We start from the raw sequence: 18,447 nt of genomic DNA, 5'->3' as shown, positions 1-18,447 counted from the left end.
TTGGCCAATAACGGAAGCGGACATTTAGCATCGTCAACGGCTGGGCGGCGGGTAACAAGCGCATTGCAGCCAGATCCTGACCAGAGGCCCAAGGTCGGCTTCGGCCGACTTCCTGCCCCCCTACCTACCCCATCCCATACCGCCGCGCGGCATCCACCGCCAGGCCGGCGCCGATGCTGCCGAAGAGGTCGCCTTCGACGACCCGGGCCTGGGGAAACAGGGCGGCAATACGGCGACGCAGCAGGGGGATGCCGCTGGAGCCGCCGGTGAAGAAAACGGTGTCGATGGCGGCTGCGGTCACCCCGGCCTCAGGCAGCAAGCGCGTCAGGGTAGCCTCGATTTTTTCCACCAGCACCAGCGCAGCCAGATCGAATTGGCTGCGTGTCAGCAGCTTTTGCTGGCCCGGAGAAAAGCGCTCCAGGGAGAGCAGAGCCGTTTCCTGGCTGGACAGGGCAATCTTTGCCTGTTCGACCTGATGTGCCAGCCAATGGCCGGCCCGGTCGCGGATCAAGGCCAGCAGGCGCTCAAGCATTTCCGGCGCGATGGCATCGAGCTGCAGCCGCTGCTGTTCGGCCCAGACCTGGCGAGTGTAGGCAAAGTTGATGGTGTGCCAGGTGGCCAGGTTGAAATAGATGCTGGAGGGTATTTCCCGACCGTTCTTCAGCTGGCTGCGATGGCCGAGCAGGGGCATGACTTCGGCCAGGCTCAGTTGCTTGTCGAAATCGGTGCCGCCGATATGGATACCGTCGTTGGCCAACACGTCGCTCCAGCGTTCAACTGCGCGGGCACGTTCGGGGGAGAGGCGGACGATGGAGAAATCGGAGGTGCCGCCGCCAATATCGGCAACCAGCACCACTTCCTCCCGGCTCAAGCCGGTTTCGTAATGGAAGGCGGCCGCAATCGGTTCGTACTGGAAGCTCAATTCCTTGAACCCCACCGCCCGGGCGATCTCGCCCAAGGTGGCCTCGGCCTGCCGGTCGGCAGCGCTGTCGTCATCGACAAAATGCACCGGCCGCCCGAACACTGCCTGCTCGAAAGCCCGGCCGCCCTGCGCTTCCGCCCGCTCCTTGAGATTGGCGATGAAGCGGGTGAGCAAATCGCGAAAGCGAATCGGGTGGCCCTGAATTTCGGTCCCCCCGTCGATCAGGCTGCTGCCGAGCAGGCTTTTGAGCGAACGCATCAGCCGTCCTTCATAGCCATCGAGGTAATCTTGCAGACCCGCCCGGCCGAAACGGACCGAGTTGTCTTCGGCATTGAAGAACACCACCGAGGGCAAGGTCGGTTTGCCGTCTTCCAGCGGGAGCAGCGTGGCCTGCTGCGGCCGTAGCCAGCCAACGGTTGAATTGGAGGTGCCGAAGTCGATGCCGCAGGCAATGGCCGGAGTAGATGAAACCATGGGGGTGCTTTATTTTGGGGGGCCGCGATGCTACTGCGCCGCCCCTCGACTGTCCAGAAGCTTGTGCCGGGGAGGCTCAAGTTTTGGGGAGCGGCGGTGGCCTCGAATCTGCCCTTCACCGCCCTTCACCGCCCTTCACCGCCCCCCGCTACGCCGTGCCGCCGAGAGACGGGGATTGGCCGAATTGCCCGAGCGCTGCGGGCCGGGCATGGGTGAGAACAATCGGTGACAGAACTCGGCAACGACCATTGGCGCCGGAATGCAGCAACGGCAGTCCGGCCGGCTCAGGCCGGATGGCGCCGCTGAAAATTGCCGCGATTCACGGTCGACCGTGAGCAACGGCCAAAAAACCCCGGCATCGCGCCCAGCGGTCATCCGCCCGGGGCGTTTCAGCCCTCCCGTCGGCGCAGCATGTAAAGATAAAGCGACTCAACGCGCTCCCTCGCCCACGGGGTGCGGCGGAGGAATTTGAGGCTGGAGGAGATACTCGGGTCGACGTTGAAGCAGCGGATTTCGATCTGCCGTCCGAGTTCTTCCCAGCCGTAATGCGCGACCAGTTCGGTGAGCAGCTTTTCGAGCGTGATCCCGTGCAGGGGGTTGTTGGCTTGTGCGGTCATCGGGAAACGCTGAAAACAGTGAAGGGAACTGGAACGGGCACGGCGGCTTTTTGGGCCGCCGGCAGGGTTGACCGTGAAATGTCCGGCCTGCCACCCTGAGACGCTGACTTTTTACCCGGAGCGACGATCCGGGCTACCTCCGGGCGACAACAGCGCCACACCTGAGCCGCAACCGGATCAAAGCCGGGCGAAGAGTTCTGGCTCAGCGCTTGCGGCGGGCCGGCAAGGGCTTGCGCTGGCGCTGGCCGGGGCGCGATTTGCTGTTATCGACCGGTTTGGGCTTGGGCACCAGCAGGTTCTTGGCGCGTCCGGCGGCGGCGCTGCGCTGTTCGGCAATCGCGGCGGCAACGGCAGCGGCATCGACTGCCAGCGGTTCGGCAGTGCTCGGGGTATAGCCGGAAAGCGCCTGCTTGACCGAGAACACCCGTTCTTCGCCGTCGGTCAGCTTGGGCAGCGCCTCGAACAGGGCCAGCCCGGCCGGAGTCAGTGCGATGCCGTCGCCCTGGCCGAGCAGCAGGCCGGCGGCGGAAAGCCGGGCAAAGCTGTCGACAAAACGCTGCTCGCCGGGGATCGCGATCTGCAGCAGGTCGATCGCTGCCACCACATCGACCAGCTCGGCCGGCCGGCGCTTGGCCGCCAGGGCAACGGCAAGGAACAACAAGGGATCGTGATCGTGAATCGGGTGCATGCGGACTTTCGGAAAAATTGGGCGCCGGGCGCCAAAGGCGGAAGTGTACAGCGGCAGCCACACCGGCGTGGGGGAATTTTTCGCCAGCCCACCGGCAAACTCGCGGCTCCTGCCCCGGCCAGCATTTCGCCGCCCGCCAGATGCCGGCCGCCAAGGATTTTTGTTGGCAGAAACCAACTTCGGTCAGGCCAACGTCGGGAATTTCCGCTTTCATTGCCTGCAAACCGCATTGAAGGAGATCTGCCCCATGCCTCTGCTGAAACCCGGATTACTGGCGCTGATTTGCAGCCTGCTGAGCAGCGTGGCCCTGGCCGACCGCTCGCAGCCCGGCGAGTCGCCGCTCACCGCCACGCCGCCGGAATGGCAGTTCAAGCTGACCCCCACCTACCTGACAACCGCCGGCAGCAATCCGGCCGGCGACCTCAACCTGCGCGCCAACAACGGCCCACATGCGCTCTGGATTGCAAGTTACCGCCAACCGGGCAGCTTTCAACAAACCCGGACCGGCTACGAATTCAGCGCCCGCTGGGATTATCTGAAACTGGTGCCTTCGCTGCAGGCGGCAACCCACGGCTTCGTCGGCGGCTCGCTCAATGCCGAAATCGGCGGGCCACTCTTCGTCCTGCTCGGTTTCGGGCGGACCAACACCCGCCCCTACTACAACCTGAACATCGACCCCAACGACATGCAGACCTACGGTTTGGGCAGCCATCTGTCGGAGCAAACCTCGGTCGCGCTGTACACCGTACGCGACGACCGGCTGCACACCGGGCAGCGGATCAGCCACCTGCTCTTCCGCCAGCAACTCGATGCCCGCAACCGGCTCACCGTCGATCTGTTCGACAAACGCGGCCGTGCCGACGAAAACGCGCCGCCGATTCGTGGCAGCGGCCTGGCGCTGACCTGGGACCACGATCAATGGTTCGCGCGCCTGGCGCACGAGCAGAAGGTCGGGTTCGGCGACAGCCAGCAAAACCGTTTCAGCCTCGGCTGGCGGTTTTAAGCCTTTCCACGGTCGACCGGGCCTGGCGGCGATTTTTCCCGCCGGGGTCACCGCAAGAGGCGCCGCACCGTGAAACTTGGCTGAAGCCCGGCAGCCCGGCGCGACGGCTAAATTCAGCCGCGCAACGCCAGTTCGTAATGCAGGAATTGGCTGTCGCGCTGCCAGCCGTTGGCCTGGTAAAGGGTCTGCGCGGCGTGGTTGTCGATCGCGGTAGACAAGGCCAGACGGACCGCCCCGGCTTGCCGGCCATAGTCGGCGGCGGCACTGAGCAGGTCCCCGGCGATGCCCTGGCGGCGGGCGGCAGGGATCACGAACAAGTCGTTGAGGATGAAGATGCGGGCCAGCGAGATCGACGAAAAGCTCGGGTAAAGCTGGACGAAGCCGGCCGGCCCGGCGGCGTTGCTGGCCAGCAGCAGCACCGATTCGCCATGGTCGCAACGTGCCTGGAGAAAGGCGCGGGCGGCGGCCGGATCGCTGGCGCACCCGTAGAACTGGCGGTATTGGTCGAACAACGGGGCCAGAAGGTCAAGATCGGCGGGACCGGCGCGACGGGTGGAAATAGTCATCAAAAAACTCCTGAAAATGGGTAGGTCGGGCCATCCGGCATGAAACCCGGTGCGGCGGTGATCGGCAACACGCGGCGGCCGGGAATTCTTCGAGCCAAGCGTTCAAGCACCGGTTATCCCTTGACGCACAACACCTGCTTCAAGGTATGCACGATCTCGGTCAGGTCCTGCTGCTGGGCCATCACCGCGTCGATGTCCTTGTAGGCGGCGGGGATTTCGTCGATCACGCCTTTGTCCTTGCGGCAGACGACGCCTTCGGTCTGGCGCCGCAGGTCGGCTTCGGAGAAGGCGCGGGCGGCGGCGTTGCGGCTCATCCGGCGACCGGCGCCATGGGCGCTGGAGCAGAAGCTTTCCGGATTGCCCAGGCCGCGCACGATGTAGCTGCGGGCGCCCATGCTGCCGGGGATGATGCCGAGTTCGCCGCGCCCGGCGCGGATCGCGCCCTTGCGCGTCACCCACACGTCGGCGCCGTAATGCGCCTCGCGGGCGACGTAGTTGTGGTGGCAATTGACCACCTCGCCGGTCACGACAAATTCCGGCAAGTGTCGCCTGAGCCCGGCGAGAACCAGATCGAGCATGCACTCGCGGTTGGCGTAGGCGTATTCCTGCGCCCAATGCACGGCGGCAACATAGTCGGCAAAGTGTTCGCTGCCCTCGCGAAAATAAGCCAGGTCGCGGTCGGGCAAGTGAATCTGCTGGCGCTCGATGTCGCGCCGGGCCAGTTCGATGAAATAAGTCGCCAGCGCATTGCCAATGCCCCGACTGCCGGAATGCAGCATCACCCAGACCTGTCCGGCTTCGTCGAGACAAACCTCAATGAAGTGGTTGCCGCCGCCCAGCGACCCCAGCTGATTGACCCATTTCGAGAACTTGCCCAAGGACTTGAGCAGTTGCGGATGCTTGTCGGTCAGTGCCTTGAGCCGGGCGTCGAAGGGCCGCGCCGCCGCAACCAGCGCCCGGCTGTCCTCATGCTGCGCCTTGCCCACCGGCACGTCGCGGCTGATCTGGTCGAAGACCTTGCGCAGGCGCTTTTCGTCGAGGTCGCCGGCGGCCAGCGACAAGCGGGCGGCCACCATGCCGCAGCCAATATCGACGCCGACCGCCGCCGGCACGATGGCGTCCTGCGTCGCAATCACCGAGCCGATGGTGGCGCCGATCCCGAGGTGCACGTCGGGCATTGCCGCGACGTGGCGATGAATGAAAGGCAAGGCGGCGATGTTGCGCAGTTGCTGGCGCGAGGCCTCGTCAACGTCGTCGGTCCAGATCTTGACCGGGACGCCGGCCGTGTTCAGGGTTTGCTGGATGGGCATGGTGGGACAGAGCGAAACGCAACGCTGGCGGCGTGGCGCAAAAAACGGCGATTTTCACGGTCGACCGTGAAAAAGGCAAAAAACCGCCGGACCGCTGCCGGGCCACAGCGGCTGCCGCAAGTCATTCGTCACCGGCGGTCGCCGTACTCCCCGAGGCCGCGCCGCAGGCATGGCAGAAGCGGGCAAAGGCGCTCTTGCGCGTACCGCAGGGGCGGCATCGGTCGAACAGGCAGATGCCGCAATGCGGGCAGTAGTCGATGGCTTCGTGATTCAAATCGACCGGCCGTTCGCAGCCGGGGCAGACCTTTTTCGCCAGCCGCGCCAGCGCGGTGTCGTAAGACAGCTCCTTGCGCCGCTCGACGTCGGGCAGCGCCTCGGCCTGCTTTTGCCGCTCCAGGTAGCGGTTGAGCGCAAGGATCGCGTAGCGGCCGACCAGTACCGTGACCAGAATGCCGACCAGCGAGCGGACATAGCCGCCGTAGCTGGGCAGGTAAGGCACCAGTTCGACAAAGAAGGCGAACAGCGCAAAGTAGATGAAGCCCCAGACGAAGGGCCACCACGGCGTCTGACGCTTCTTGACGAAGAGCCAGCCGGCAACGCCGAGCAGCGGCAGAGTCAGCGCCAGCCGGTAAAGAAAGACACGCAATTCCTGGCTGCGCAGCCCGGCCTGGTAATCGGCCTGCGCAGCGCGTTCGAGTTCGCTCAACTGGCGGCGGGCGCGATTCTCCCCCTGCTGCGCGTCGAGCAGCTTCTGCTGCTCGCGCTCGACGGCGGACAAGGCCCGCCGTTCGAGGATTTTCAGTTCTTCCTGGGCGCGGGTACGGGCGATCAGTTCGGGATCGTGTTCGCTGCGCTGGGTGACGCTGCGCGTTGCCAGCCACTGGTTGTAGCTCTCGCGCGCGGCGGCGGTATTGGCGCGGGCCGCGTTGAGTCCCAGCTGCGCCTGGTCGTGCGCTTCCTGCGCCAGGATGCGCACGCCTTCGGCGGCCTTGATCTCGGCCCGCGCCGCGTTGGCTGCCGGGCGATCAATGAAGTCTTCCAGCGTCAGCCGCTGCTCGACCTTGGGCAGGTTGGCGACCAGATTGTCGCCGAGGCCGATCAGGAAGCCGGCAAAGACCACGGCGATCAGCCACAGTCCGAAGCGAAACCATTTTTCCGACAAACGCAGCGCCTTGTTCATCATCCCCTCCGAAGTGGCCTTTCACTGGCCTTTCACGGTCGACCGGCCCATGGGCCGAAAATGCCGGCCCCAGTCTACACGCAATCCCGCTGGCCATGCCCCTGCCATTAGCAGCAAAAGCGTTGCACAATGCAGGCATGAAAACCCTGCTCATCGTTTATCACTCGCACACTGGCGGCACCCGGCAAATGGCGATGGCGGCAGCCGACGGGGCACTGGCCGAACGCAATCTGCGCGTCGAACTCCGGCACGCGCCGGAAGCCGGCAGCCACGACGTGCTGACTGCCGACGGTTTTCTCTTCGCCTGCCCGGAAAACCTGGGCAGCATGGCCGGCTTGATGAAAGATTTTTTCGACCGCCACTATTACAGCGCGCTCGATCAGTTGAACGGTCGCCCCTATGCCAGCCTGATCTGTGCCGGCAGCGACGGCCATGGAGCCGCCCGGCAGATCGAGCGGATCGCCACCGGCTGGCGGCTGAAAGCCATCGCCGAACCACTGATCGTGCTCACCCACGCGCAAACCCCGGAAACCATCCTCGCGCCCAAACACCTCCACGCCGACGACCTCGAACGCTGCAGCCACCTGGGCGAAACCATGGCCACCGGGTTGGCGCTGGGAATTTTCTGACGCGCCGGCCCGGCGGCAAAGTTTCTCTCAGGCCGGCTCGACGGCACTCCCGAGCGCAGCGCTCTGGGCATCGAGCAAGGCAGTAAAAGCCGTCGCCGGCACCGGCCGGCTGAACAGGTAACCCTGGCCGTAATTGCAACCGGCAGCAAAGAGGAAGGCGCGCTGGGCTTCGGTCTCGATGCCTTCGGCGATCACCTTCATCCCCAGCTTGTGCGCCATCACCACCATGGCCTCGACAATCGCCCGGTCGCCGGGGTTGTTTTCCATGTCGCGAACAAAGGACTGGTCGATTTTCAGGTAGTCGATGTCGAAGCGCTTGAGGTAGGCCATCGCCGAATAACCGGTGCCAAAGTCGTCGAGCGCGATTTCCAGCCCCTGGCGACGGAAGTGCTTGAGCTTGTCAAGCGCGCCCGAGGCTTCATCAAGCAGCAGGCCTTCGGTGATCTCGATCACGATCGCGCGCGGATCAAGGCCGCAGTGGCGCAGATGCTCGACCCATTCCAGATGGGTCTTGCCGTTGTGGAACTGGCGCGGGGATTTGTTCACGCTGATCTGGAACACGCGCCCGTCGGCCGCCGGGTGCTCATTCCAGACCTGCGCCCAGCGCACGGCTTCAAAGAACACCCATTGCCCGAGTTCCTCGATCAGGCCCAGTTCCTCGGCCAGCGGAATGAAATGCGCCGGACTGACGAAACCGCGCTCGGGATGTTTCCAGCGAATCAGTGCCTCGGCCTTGAAAATCCGGCCGCTGGCAAGATCGACGATGGGCTGGAAATACAGTTCGAACTGACGCAGCGCCAGGGCCTGGCGCAGGTCGCGCGACAGCGACTGGCGCTGCAGAGCGGCCTCCTGTAGCGACGGGGTGAAGAAACTGTAGCGGTTGCGCCCGCCTTCCTTGGCCGCATACATCGCCTGCTCGGCATTTTTCAGCAGCAATTCATGCTCTTCGCCATCGTTCGGATACAAGGTGATGCCGACACTGGCGGTAACATAGACCGGCTCGCCGTTGATCCGGCACGGTGCGGCCAGGCGCTCGACGATGTCCTGCGCAACCTGTTCGACCCGGCCCAGGTCGGGCTGCGCCGGCATGATCAGCGCAAACTCGTCGCCCCCCAGGCGAGCGGTGGTATCGGCACCGCCGGCACAGCCGAGCAGACGGCCGGCCACCTGCTGCAGCAGGCTGTCGCCCGCAGCATGACCAAGCTGTTCATTGACCTCCTTGAAATGATCAAGGTCGATATGCAGCAGCGCCAGCGGCTGCTGCGCCGCCTGTGCCTTGCGCGCTTCCTGCTGCAGGCGGTCGCGGAACAGCCGGCGGTTGGGGAGTTCGGTCAGCGCATCGTAATTGGTCTGGCGCCAGATCTGGTCTTCCCACTGCTTGCGGCTGCTGACATCGGAGAACATCCCGATGTAGCGATAGACGCGTCCGGCCTCGTCGCGGAGCGCGTTGATGGTCAGCCACTCGGGAAAGACTTCGCCGTTCTTGCGCATGTTCCAGATTTCGCCGAACCACTGGCCGCTGACCCCTAGGCTTTCCCACATTTCACGATACAGGCTGGGCGACGTGCGGCCGGCACTGAGGAAACCCGGATCACGGCCCAAGGCCTCCTCGGCCGCATAGCCGGTAATCCGCGTAAATGCCGGGTTGACCGCAAGAATCCGCCGCTCGGCATCGCAGACGATAATGCCTTCGCTGCTGGCCTGAAAGACCGACGACGCGAGCCGCAATTCTTCATCGATGCGCTTGCGCTCAAGTGCATCGCCAACCAGCTGGGCGGCCTGCTGAATGGTTTCAACCCGGTCAGCGCCGGGTTCGCCTGGCTGCTCGCGATAGATGGCAAAACTGCCGAGCAGGCGGCCGCTGGCGGCAAAAACGGGTTCCGACCAACATGAAGCGAGTCCCTCGGCAGCCACTTCGGTGCGCAAGCCTTCGTAGTAGGGATGCACACTCAGATCGGCCACCTGGACCCGTTCGCCCCGCGCCACCGCTGTCCCGCAACAGCCGTTGCCTTCGCCGACGGCAATGCCATCGACTGCCCGGGCAAAGGCCGGCGACAGCGATGGCGCCGCCCCGACCCGCAGGCGGTCGCGCTCGGCACTCAGCAGCATCACTGCGCAGCGGATGCCCGGCTCGCCGTCCTCGACGTGGCGGACAATCTCGTCAAGAATTTCGGGTAGCGGAGCATCGCCGGCAAGCAAGGCAAACAACCGGTTGCGGATGCGCTCGCGCTGTTCATGCTGGCGACGAACGGTGATGTCATGACCCTCAGAGAGCAGGAAGATCACCTCGCCCTGGGCATTGAAAATCGGCCAGATCCGGTAATCGATGCAGCGCCAGCGCCCATCGGCATCGCGCTGACGCGCTTCGAAGGCATCGGCCTCGCCACCGGCAGCCCGCCGGCAGGCCAAGGCAAGGCGCTCACGCAGGGCCGGGGTAGCTGCATGCCACCATGGCGTCTCACAATACGGCAGGCCGAGTACGGCCGCCTCGCTGACCCCGGCCAGCCGCAATGCCGCAGCATTGGCCTTGAGCAGGCAACCATCCGGCTGCAGCAACCCGAGCAAGGCACCGGCCGAGTTGAAAATCGATTCCAGTTGCGCCTGCGATTCGCGCAAGGCCGCGCTGACGGCTGCATTGATCGCCTGCAACTCGTCCATGTACTGGCCTTCGAGCAATGCGACAAAATCCTGTTGGTTGATCACCCCGGCCATCAGGCCGTTGTCGTGCACCACCACCAGATGCCGGATACGACGCTCCAGCATGTCGTTGAAGGCCTGCTGCAAGGGGGTATTGAGCGCAATGGTCAGGGCCGGCGCGGTCATGATCTGGCTGACCTTGGTAGCACGGTGATCGACCCGGCGGGCAAACAGCCGGGTCACGTCGCGCTCGGTCACGATCCCCAGCGGCCGGTTATGTTCGACCACTACGGCGCAGGTCAGACGGTTGCTGCGCATCAAGCGCAGCGCATCGGCCAGGCAGGTATCCGGGGAAAAACGCAGGGCCTCGACGGTCATCACCGCGCTCAGATCGTTGAAGCGGGCAATCAGGTCCTGACTGAGATGGCGGCGAAAGTCGCTTTCGCTAACCATTCCGACCACCCGCCCATCCGCATCGACCACCGCCAGATGGCGCAGCTTCTGCATTGCCATCTGATGGTGTGCCTGCCGCCAGTCCTGATCTGCCGGGGCCGTACGCACTGGCTGGCTCATCACCGTGGTCACCGGCGTTTCGGGCGGATGCCCGTGGTCCCAGGCACGCAGCACGTCGCGCTCGGTGAGGATACCGGCCGGCACCGCATCGGTGGCAATCAGCACCGAACTGATGCGCAACTCGCTCATCAGTTCGGCTGCCTGGTGCAGGGTCCACGTCGGCGGAATCAGCTGCAATTCCGTGCTCATCAGTGCAGACAACGGCTTGGTATCGGTCATGGCGATGCCGCCGGCAAAGGCGCTAGGGTTAAGTCATTCCACCATTCTAAATGCGATATTTGAAATCAATAACAGCAAAGCGGCAAATACGCCGCCGCTGACTCAGATTTCGCTAAAAATCACACTTTCCGGAAGACGGGATTTCGGCAGGCGGGCATTGAAATCCTCGCTGCTCCGGTAACCCAGCGCAACCATCACCACGCTGCGCAAGCCCTTGGCCTCCAGCCCCAGCGCCGCATCGACCGCTGCCGCATCAAACCCTTCCAGCGGGCAGGCATCAATCTGCAAGGCACCAGCCCCCAGCAGCAACGTCCCCAACGCCAGATAGATCTGCCGGTCGATCCAGGCATCGACATCGCCCAGTGTTTCCTGATGCAGCCCGACATAGTGCATGCGCGTTTTTTCCTGCGTAGCCCTGGCTTCCGGAGTGGCAAAGCGGCCATCGGCTTCCTCCTGCGCGAGCACCGCGCTCAGGTGGGCGGCATCGAGCCCCTTGCGAGCACAAAAGACAACGACCTGCGAGGCATTGCGCACCTTGCCCTCGTTGTAGGCGTAGCCGGTTTTCAGGGTATCGGCAATTGCGCCCTTGCCGGCATCGCTGCTGGCCATGATGAAGTGCCAGGGCTGTGAATTGACCGAAGACGCGGCATTGCGCAACAGCGTGCGAATGGCAGCCAGATCGTCGGTGGAAATCCGGCGGCTGGGATCGAAAGCCTTGGTGGTATAGCGGCGCTGGGCAACCTGAGCGATCTGCATGAAAAACTCCTGAACGGCAAAAAGGGACAAGCATAACGGCCGCACTCCTGCCTGCAAAGGAGGGAAACCACCCCCGTCTGCCTGCGGCTCAAGCCTCGCGGCAGCTGTCGGCAACGAGGTCGGCCAGTACCGGATGGGCATGCGGGTCAGCCGGATCGCGCAAACCGGCAATCACTCCGGCGCGGTCCGCCGAATCTCGGTTCTGGCTCATTTTCCATTTACCGTCGATGCCGGTGATCGTGATTTCCAGCCCGACGATTGCCCGCAACTGTGCCGCCAGATAGTCCGGTGGCGCATCCGCCGGCGACCAGGGGCAGGCCCGCCTGCCTTCATGCTCGGCAGTCAGCTCGCCCAGCTGCGCCTGCAGCCAACCCAAATCCTGTACCACCCTCGCCCGGCCACGCACCTCGACCGCCGCGTAGTTCCAGGTCGGCACCGCCCGGCCGCTGGCTGCCTTGCTCGGATACCACTCCGGGGCAACATAACCCTGCGCCCCCTGAAACACCACCAGGCAGTCACTGCCGTCGAGCTCCTTCCAGTGCGGATTGGCCCGTGCCAGATGGGCTTTCAGCATGCCCTGCTCGCCGCTTTGCGGGACGAACTGGAAGGGTAAGGGCGAACACTGCAGCCCCCGACTGCCGTGCGAAACCAGCAACCCCAGCGGGTGCTCATGAAGCAAGGCGGCAATCCGTTGCGGATCGGTTTGCTGAAAACTGGCAGGGAGATACATGCGGCTGACTCGAAAAAGCGCGAATTCTACGGTCGACCGTGAAAAACCAGAAAAAAAGGGCCGCCCCGAGGGCGGCCCTTGGTGGCGCAACCGGCGTCAGGGCAAGAAGCGGTCGTGGTACTCCTGCGTCCCCATGAAGCTGCCGATGATCTCGATCTGCGGCGTGCCCGCCGCCTGCTTGGCCAGCCAGAAGTCCATCCCGCTCTGCTCCGGCGAGCGCCCGAGCAGACCCACGTAGTTCAAGGTCATCCCGACCTTGGCCGCCGTCGCCGCCTTGTACTCCGGCGATTCGGTAAAGCCCAGCACCACCTCGCCCTTGCTCGCCCCGGCGTTCAGCTTCTGCACCCAGTAGGCCTTGCCATTGGCGTCGGCGCTGCGGCTCATCACGTTCTGGTACATCCGGTCAACGAAGCTCTCCAGACTCTGGGTGTCGAAGCGGCTGGTGAATTCGCTGCTCGCCACGAAGTTCGACGCAATCGCCGCCACCGGCGTGCCGCTCAGCACCTGCGTCATCCAGCTATCCATCCCGGCATCGTCCGGCAGGCGGTTGAGCGCGCCAAAGTAGAGCCGTGCCACCGCTCCGGCACCGGCCTGGAATTCCGGCGACTCGAGGAAGTTCGACGCGACCAGCGTCTTGCTGCGTGCCCCGCTGTCGATCAGGTTCTGCCAGTACTTGAGCCCACCCTCCTCCGCTTCGCGGAAGAGAATGTCGCGGTAGAGCTGCATCACGAAGAACTTGCTGCTGCCGAAGACGTCGTTGTCCTTGGTCCCGACCTTGAGCCCGTTGGCTGCTTCCAGCGTATCCGGGAACTGGTCGCGGTCGCTGTCATTGGCGCTGCTCAGTTCGCGGAAACCGATCGCGCCCGGGTCGGTAATCACCCCGTCGGCCTTGCCGTCGTTGTCGAATTCGCCACCGTCCTTGATCTTGAACTCGAAGCGGGTCTTGCCGTTCTCGGTCACCACCTTGCCGCCGTAGTCACCGCTGGCCAGGTTCACCCATTCTTTCTTGACGTTCTGCTTCCAGTAACCGTTGGCCTTGATCGTGCTATCAACAAACAGCTTGAAGGTGTCGCTGGCACCGGTGCTTGAGGCCTTGGCGGTAAAGTCGATCAGCCCCATCGGCATGCTCAGATCGGCCGGCTTCTCTTTGGGCGCATCCTGCTGCTTGACGCTGGTCAGCGTCGCCGTCGACTGGGTGCTGCCGCCGGTGGTATTCGCATCGTTGACCTCCAGCGTGACGAAGGTCTTGACGTTGTTCGGGTTGCTCACCGCCTGGTCGTTCTTCTCGAATTGCAGTGAAGTGACGTTGGCCTGCTTGCTGTCGGCGATCCCGTCGCCGTTGCCGTCGCCCTTGACCCCCGGATTGCTGCCGCTGCCACCGCCGTTGCCGTTGTTGCCGGACAGGGCTGGAGCTTCGTCCTCGACGCTGTCGGGGATGCTGTCGCCGTCGCTGCTGGGTGTCGTCGTGGCTCCCCCGCCACCGCCGCCGCTGCTCGGCGGTGTCAGCGTCACGGTAATGCCGTTACCGGTCAGGTCGGCCACATTGACCGCCGCATCGGCCCCGGCGGCCCAGTCCTCGGCGCCAGCGAGGTTGTAGGTCACGTTGCCGGTCGAGCTGGTGCCGGCCTTGTTCAGCCGGGTCGCCAACTGCGTTTTGTCGGTGCTGCTCAGGTTGACCGTAAAACTGCTTGCATTGGTAATCTCGACATTGGCCGTGTCGGTCAGCGTGTAGTCCGTCGAATCGCCTTTGATTGTCAGCTTGTTGGCGACGATATCGTTGGCCGCCCCGCTTTTCTTGAGGAAACCGGTCCCGGTCACCACCAGCACGCCGCTGGCTTCGTCGTAGGTGGCGCTGGTCAGCGTCGGTGCCGCGACGTTGCTGGCGGTGACGCCGTTGCCGGTGAGGTCAGCTACGACGACGGCGCTATCTGCACCGGCCACCCAGTCTTCTGCGGCGGCCAGGTTGAAGGTGGTGCCACCGGTCGACGTCGTTCCGTCCTTGTTGACGATCTGGTTCACCGCCGCCTTGTCGGTGGCGCTCAGGGTCAGCGTGAAGGCGGTGCCCGAGGTGATCTCGACGTTGGCGGTATCGGTCAGCGTGTAGGTGCTGCCGCCTTCGCCGGTCAGGGTGAATTTGTTGGCGACAATGTCGTTGGTCGCACCACTCTTTTGCAGCAAGCCGGTGCCGGTGACGACCAGTGCGCCGGTGCTGGCGTTGTAGGTGGCGCTGGTGATCGTCGGGACGGCCACGTTGCTGACGGTGATGCCGTTGCCGGTGGTGTCGGCAACCACCACGGCCGCCGCCGCGCCGGCCGCCCAGTCCTCCGCCGCTTCAAGGTTGTAGGTGGTGTTGCTGGTTGAACTGGTGCCGTTCTTGTTCAGAATCTGGTTGACCGCCGCCTTGTCGGTGGCGCTCAGGGTCAGCGTGAAGGCGGTACCCGAGGTGATCTCGACATTGGCCGTATCGGTCAGCGTGTAACTGGCTTCGCCGGTCAGCTTGAACTTGTTGGCGACGATGTCGTTGGTCGCCCCGTTGAGTTTGAGGAAGCCGGTACCGGTCACGACCAGGGTGCCGGCGGCAGCGTCATAGGTGGCACTGGTGATGGTCGGGGTGGTCGGGTTGCTGACGGTGACGACGTTGCCGGTCAGGTCGGCCGGGGCGCTGACGGTGCTGTTCCAGTTGGCGGCGCCGGCCAGATTGAAGGTGGTGCCACCGGTCGAGCTGGTCCCGGCCTGGTTCAGGATCTGGTTGACGGCCGCTTTGTCGGTCGCGTTCAGCGTCACCGAGAAGGCGGTGCCGCTGCTGGTGGTCACGCTGCTGGTGGTCAGTGCATGGGTCGCGCCGCCTTCGCCGGCCAGGGTCAGCTTGTTGACGTCGATGGTGTCGCCCGTACCCATGTTGGCGCCGGTGACGGCCAGAATGCCGGTGTTCGCATCGTAGGTGGCGGAAACGAGGGAGACCCCGGCATTGCTGGCGGTGATGCCGTTGAGGGTCAAATCGGCATGGGTTGCTGCCGAGCCGGCAGCCCAGCCTTCGGCGGCCGCCAGGTTGTAGGTGGCGCTGCCGTTCGAGGTCGTGCCGTCCTTGTTGATCCGCGAGGCTACGGCCGTTTTATCGGTAGCGCTGAGGTTGACCGTGAAACTGGTCGCACTGGTGATTTCGACGTTAGCCGTGTCGGTCAGCGTGTAGGCGCTCGAGTCGCCACTGATCGTCAGCTTGTTGGCCACAATGTCGTTCGTGGCGCCACTCTTCTTCAGGAAACCGGTGCCGGTCACGACCAGTGCGCCGGTCGCCGCATCGTAGGTGGCACTGGTGATCGTCGGCACCGCGACGTTGCTGGCGGTGACGCCATTACCGGTCAGATCGGCCACGACAACGGCGCTATCCGCGCCCGCCGTCCAGTCTTCGGCGGCGGCGAGGTTATAGGTGGTGTTATCGGTCGAACTCGCCCCGTCCTTGTTGACGATCAGGTTCACCGCCGCCTTGTCGGTGGCGCTCAGCGTCAGCGTGAAGGCGGTGCCCGAGGTGATCTCGACGTTGGCGGTATCGGTCAGCGTGTAGGTGCTGCCGCCTTCGCCGGTCAGCGTGAATTTGTTGGCGACGATGTCGTTGGTCGCCCCGGTGAGCTTGAGGAAGCCGGTGCCGGTGACCACCAAGGCGCCGGTGCTGGCGTTGTAGGTGGCGCTGGTAATGGTCGGTGCCGCCACGTTGCTGACAGTGACCGCGTTGGTGGCATCGGCAATATCCGTGTTGCCAATCACCGTATTCCAGTCGTCCGCTGCTTCCAGGTTGTAGGTGGTGCTGCCGGTCGAACTGGTGCCGTTCTTGTTCAGAATCTGGTTGACTGCTGCCTTGTCGGTCGCGTTCAGCGTCACGCTGAAGCTGGTGGCGCTGGTGACTTCAACATCGCTGGTGGTCAGCAGGTACGCCGCGCCGCTACCGCCTTCGCCGGTCAGCTTGAGCTTGCTGACGGTAATGTCGTTGGTCGCCCCCGAGGCCTTGACCAGGTTGGTGCCGGTGACTACCAGAGCGCCGGTACTGGCGTCGTAGGTAGCGCTGGTGATGGTCGGGGTTTGTACGTTCGAGACGGTCACGCCGTTGCCGGTGGTGTCAGCGGCAGCACCGCTGATCCAGTCGGCGGCGCCGGCCAGGTTGTAGGTCGTAGCCCCGACCGAACTCGTGCCGTTCTTGTTGAGCAGGCCGTTGATGTTGAGCTTGTCGGTCGCGTTCAGCGTGACCGAGAAGGCCGTGCCGCTGCTGGTGGTAACGTTGCCGGTGGTCAGCGTGTAGCTCGCTCCGCCCTGGCCAGTCAGCGACAGTTTGCTGACGTCAACCGTGGCCCCGGTGCCCATGTTGGCGCCGGTCACCGAGAGCACGCCGGTGCTCGCGTCGTAAGTCGCAGAGATGAGTTCCTTGGTCGTCGAAATTACGATCGCCTTGTTGTTACCCAAGGAATTCGCAGCGCCTGGTGAAGCCAGGGTCAGCGTCGCATCGTTACCGGCCGCATCCTTGATCGTGCCACCGTTCAAGGCCAGGGAACTGGTTGCCACGTAATCCAGATCGGCGCTGGTATCGCCGTTCTGGACCGTGTAATTGAAGGTCAGCGTATTGGTACCGGTGCCGCTGGCATAGTCGATGGTCCGGTCCGTGCTTCCGGTTTCCAGCGTCAATTGCGGCGTGCCGGTGACGTTCACCACCTCACTGAAGGTGACGGTGATGGCGATCACATCCCCAGTGGTATAGGTACCGTTACTGGTCGAGGAGGACACGGCGGTGACCGTCGGCACGACACCGTCGATCACCAGCGCCTTGTTGTTGCCCAGCGAATTGGCGGCCCCCGGCGTTGCCAGGGTCAGCGTTGCATCGTTACCGGCGGCATCCTTGATCGTGCCGCTGTTAAGCGCCAAAGCAGACGAGGAAGCAAAATCCAGATCGCTGCTTGTATCACCTGCCTGCACGGTATAGGTAAAGGTCAGGCTGCTACCGCCGCTACCGCTGACGTAGTTAATGGTGCGGTCGGTGGTGCCGGTTTCCAGGGTGAGCTGAGGCGTACCGATGACGGTGACGTTCTCGGAAAAGTTCACCTGAATGGAAACGGTATCGCCCACCTTATACGTGCCGTTGGCGGTACTGGACGTAACGCCGCTCACCGTGGGGACGATGCCGTCAATCACAATGGCCTTGTTGGCGCCCAAAGAGTTAGCCGCGCCGGGGCTGGCCAGGGTGAGCGTGGCATTATTACCGGCGGTATCCTTAATGGTTCCGCCGTTCAGGGCCAGGGCGGAAGTGGACGTGAAATCCAGATCGCTCGTGTTATCGCCCGCCTGCACGGTGTAGGTAAAGGTCAGGCTGCTACCGCCACTACCGCTGACGTAGTTAATGGTGCGGTCGGTGGTGCCGGTTTCCAGGGTGAGCTGAGGCGTACCGATGACGGTGACGTTCTCGGAAAAGTTCACCTGGATGGAAACGGTATCACCCACTTTGTAAGAACCGTTGGCGGTGCTGGCGGTCACGCCGCTCACCGTGGGCGCAGCAGTGTCCACCTTGTAGCTGGCGTTGTCGCTGACTGCTAAGAAGGTGAGGGTTGCATCGTTGGCGGAACCATCCTTGAATGTTCCACCGTTCGTGTGGATGCCGCTGGCGCCAATGCTGATGCCGTTGGCGTCGGTTTGGCCTGCCTGAATGGTGTATTGGAATACTAAGGATGTGGAACCACTACCCGAAGCATAGGCCGCTTGAACCGTTGTTCCGCCAATGTTCAAGTCGAGATAGGGGGTGCCGCCGCCGGTATTGACCGTCGTGGCCGCGGACATGGTCACCGTGGCAGAAACGACATCACCGGCATTCAAGGTGCTGTTTTGAATGCCGGTAGCAGAGGTGATGGCAACGCCGCTGACAGTGGGGCCAGTTGCTGCGACTTGGACGTTACTGACTTTGAAGTCGTCGAAGTTTTGGTTCTGCAAGGTGTGGTTGCTTGTGATCTGCAAGCTAGAAATTGTATTTAGGCTTGTTAAATCAATTTTTGTCCAGGTATTGCCAGTTATGTTCGGAGTAGTAATGGCCCCGTTAAACGTGAAGGTCGTGGTGTTACTGGTATCTTGAGAAAAGAGCCATATGTACTGGGGGGCAAAAGTTGTGGCCG

12 protein-coding genes are annotated in these 18,447 nt (G+C 63.5%); 2 read left to right on the top strand and 10 right to left on the bottom strand.

The window, feature by feature from the left end:
• Positions 1–124 precede the first annotated feature (124 nt).
• From VX159_RS06045 to VX159_RS06035, 3 genes are all read right to left on the bottom strand, one after another.
• Positions 125–1,396 carry an Hsp70 family protein gene (locus VX159_RS06045; RefSeq protein WP_371325074.1) on the bottom strand — a complete coding sequence of 424 codons (1,272 nt, stop codon included), beginning with the start codon at positions 1,394–1,396 and terminating at the stop codon, positions 125–127.
• Positions 1,397–1,785: 389 nt separating this feature from the next.
• Complete coding sequence (locus tag VX159_RS06040; protein WP_371325073.1) at positions 1,786–2,013, bottom strand: VF530 family DNA-binding protein; 228 nt, start codon at positions 2,011–2,013, stop codon at positions 1,786–1,788.
• A gap of 202 nt (positions 2,014–2,215) precedes the next feature.
• Positions 2,216–2,701 (bottom strand): hypothetical protein, encoded by a 486-nt coding sequence (locus VX159_RS06035; RefSeq protein ID WP_371325072.1) that lies wholly within the window; start codon positions 2,699–2,701, stop codon positions 2,216–2,218.
• 247 nt (positions 2,702–2,948) lie between these two features.
• Here VX159_RS06035 and VX159_RS06030 point away from each other — a divergent pair, with 247 nt between their 5' ends.
• Positions 2,949–3,704: a hypothetical protein gene (locus VX159_RS06030; protein WP_371325071.1), complete on the top strand. Its 756-nt coding sequence runs from the start codon at positions 2,949–2,951 to the stop codon at positions 3,702–3,704.
• A gap of 113 nt (positions 3,705–3,817) precedes the next feature.
• Here VX159_RS06030 and VX159_RS06025 read toward each other — a convergent pair whose 3' ends face one another.
• The 3 genes from VX159_RS06025 to VX159_RS06015 form a co-directional block, all read right to left on the bottom strand.
• Positions 3,818–4,270 carry an N-acetyltransferase family protein gene (locus VX159_RS06025; RefSeq protein WP_371325070.1) on the bottom strand — a complete coding sequence of 151 codons (453 nt, stop codon included), beginning with the start codon at positions 4,268–4,270 and terminating at the stop codon, positions 3,818–3,820.
• 113 nt (positions 4,271–4,383) lie between these two features.
• Positions 4,384–5,580: an RtcB family protein gene (locus VX159_RS06020; protein ID WP_371325069.1), complete on the bottom strand. Its 1,197-nt coding sequence runs from the start codon at positions 5,578–5,580 to the stop codon at positions 4,384–4,386.
• Between the two features lie 121 nt (positions 5,581–5,701).
• Positions 5,702–6,760: a serine endopeptidase gene (locus VX159_RS06015; protein WP_371325068.1), complete on the bottom strand. Its 1,059-nt coding sequence runs from the start codon at positions 6,758–6,760 to the stop codon at positions 5,702–5,704.
• A gap of 137 nt (positions 6,761–6,897) precedes the next feature.
• On the opposite strand from VX159_RS06015, the gene VX159_RS06010 reads away from it, so the two are divergent.
• Positions 6,898–7,389 carry a flavodoxin family protein gene (locus tag VX159_RS06010; protein WP_371325067.1) on the top strand — a complete coding sequence of 164 codons (492 nt, stop codon included), beginning with the start codon at positions 6,898–6,900 and terminating at the stop codon, positions 7,387–7,389.
• 27 nt (positions 7,390–7,416) lie between these two features.
• Here the strand turns inward: VX159_RS06010 and VX159_RS06005 are convergent, their stop codons facing one another.
• The 4 genes from VX159_RS06005 to VX159_RS05990 all read right to left on the bottom strand — a co-directional run bounded on the left by VX159_RS06005 (position 7,417) and on the right by VX159_RS05990 (position 18,268).
• Complete coding sequence (locus VX159_RS06005) at positions 7,417–10,818, bottom strand: EAL domain-containing protein (RefSeq protein WP_371325066.1); 3,402 nt, start codon at positions 10,816–10,818, stop codon at positions 7,417–7,419.
• Positions 10,819–10,920: 102 nt separating this feature from the next.
• A complete protein-coding gene (gene nfsB / locus VX159_RS06000; protein ID WP_371325065.1) occupies positions 10,921–11,574 on the bottom strand; it encodes an oxygen-insensitive NAD(P)H nitroreductase in 654 nt (217 codons plus the stop codon).
• 88 nt (positions 11,575–11,662) lie between these two features.
• A complete protein-coding gene (locus tag VX159_RS05995; protein WP_371325064.1) occupies positions 11,663–12,304 on the bottom strand; it encodes an FMN-binding negative transcriptional regulator in 642 nt (213 codons plus the stop codon).
• Positions 12,305–12,400: 96 nt separating this feature from the next.
• Positions 12,401–18,268, bottom strand: a complete 5,868-nt coding sequence (locus VX159_RS05990) for a DUF4214 domain-containing protein (protein ID WP_371325498.1) — start codon at positions 18,266–18,268, stop codon at positions 12,401–12,403.
• Positions 18,269–18,447: the final 179 nt, after the last annotated feature.

Source organism: Dechloromonas sp. ZY10, from assembly GCF_041378895.1.
Classification (GTDB): domain Bacteria; phylum Pseudomonadota; class Gammaproteobacteria; order Burkholderiales; family Rhodocyclaceae; genus Azonexus; species Azonexus aquae.
The sequence above is the reverse complement of the archived record's forward strand: the minus strand, read 5'-3'. Positions and strand labels throughout refer to the sequence as shown.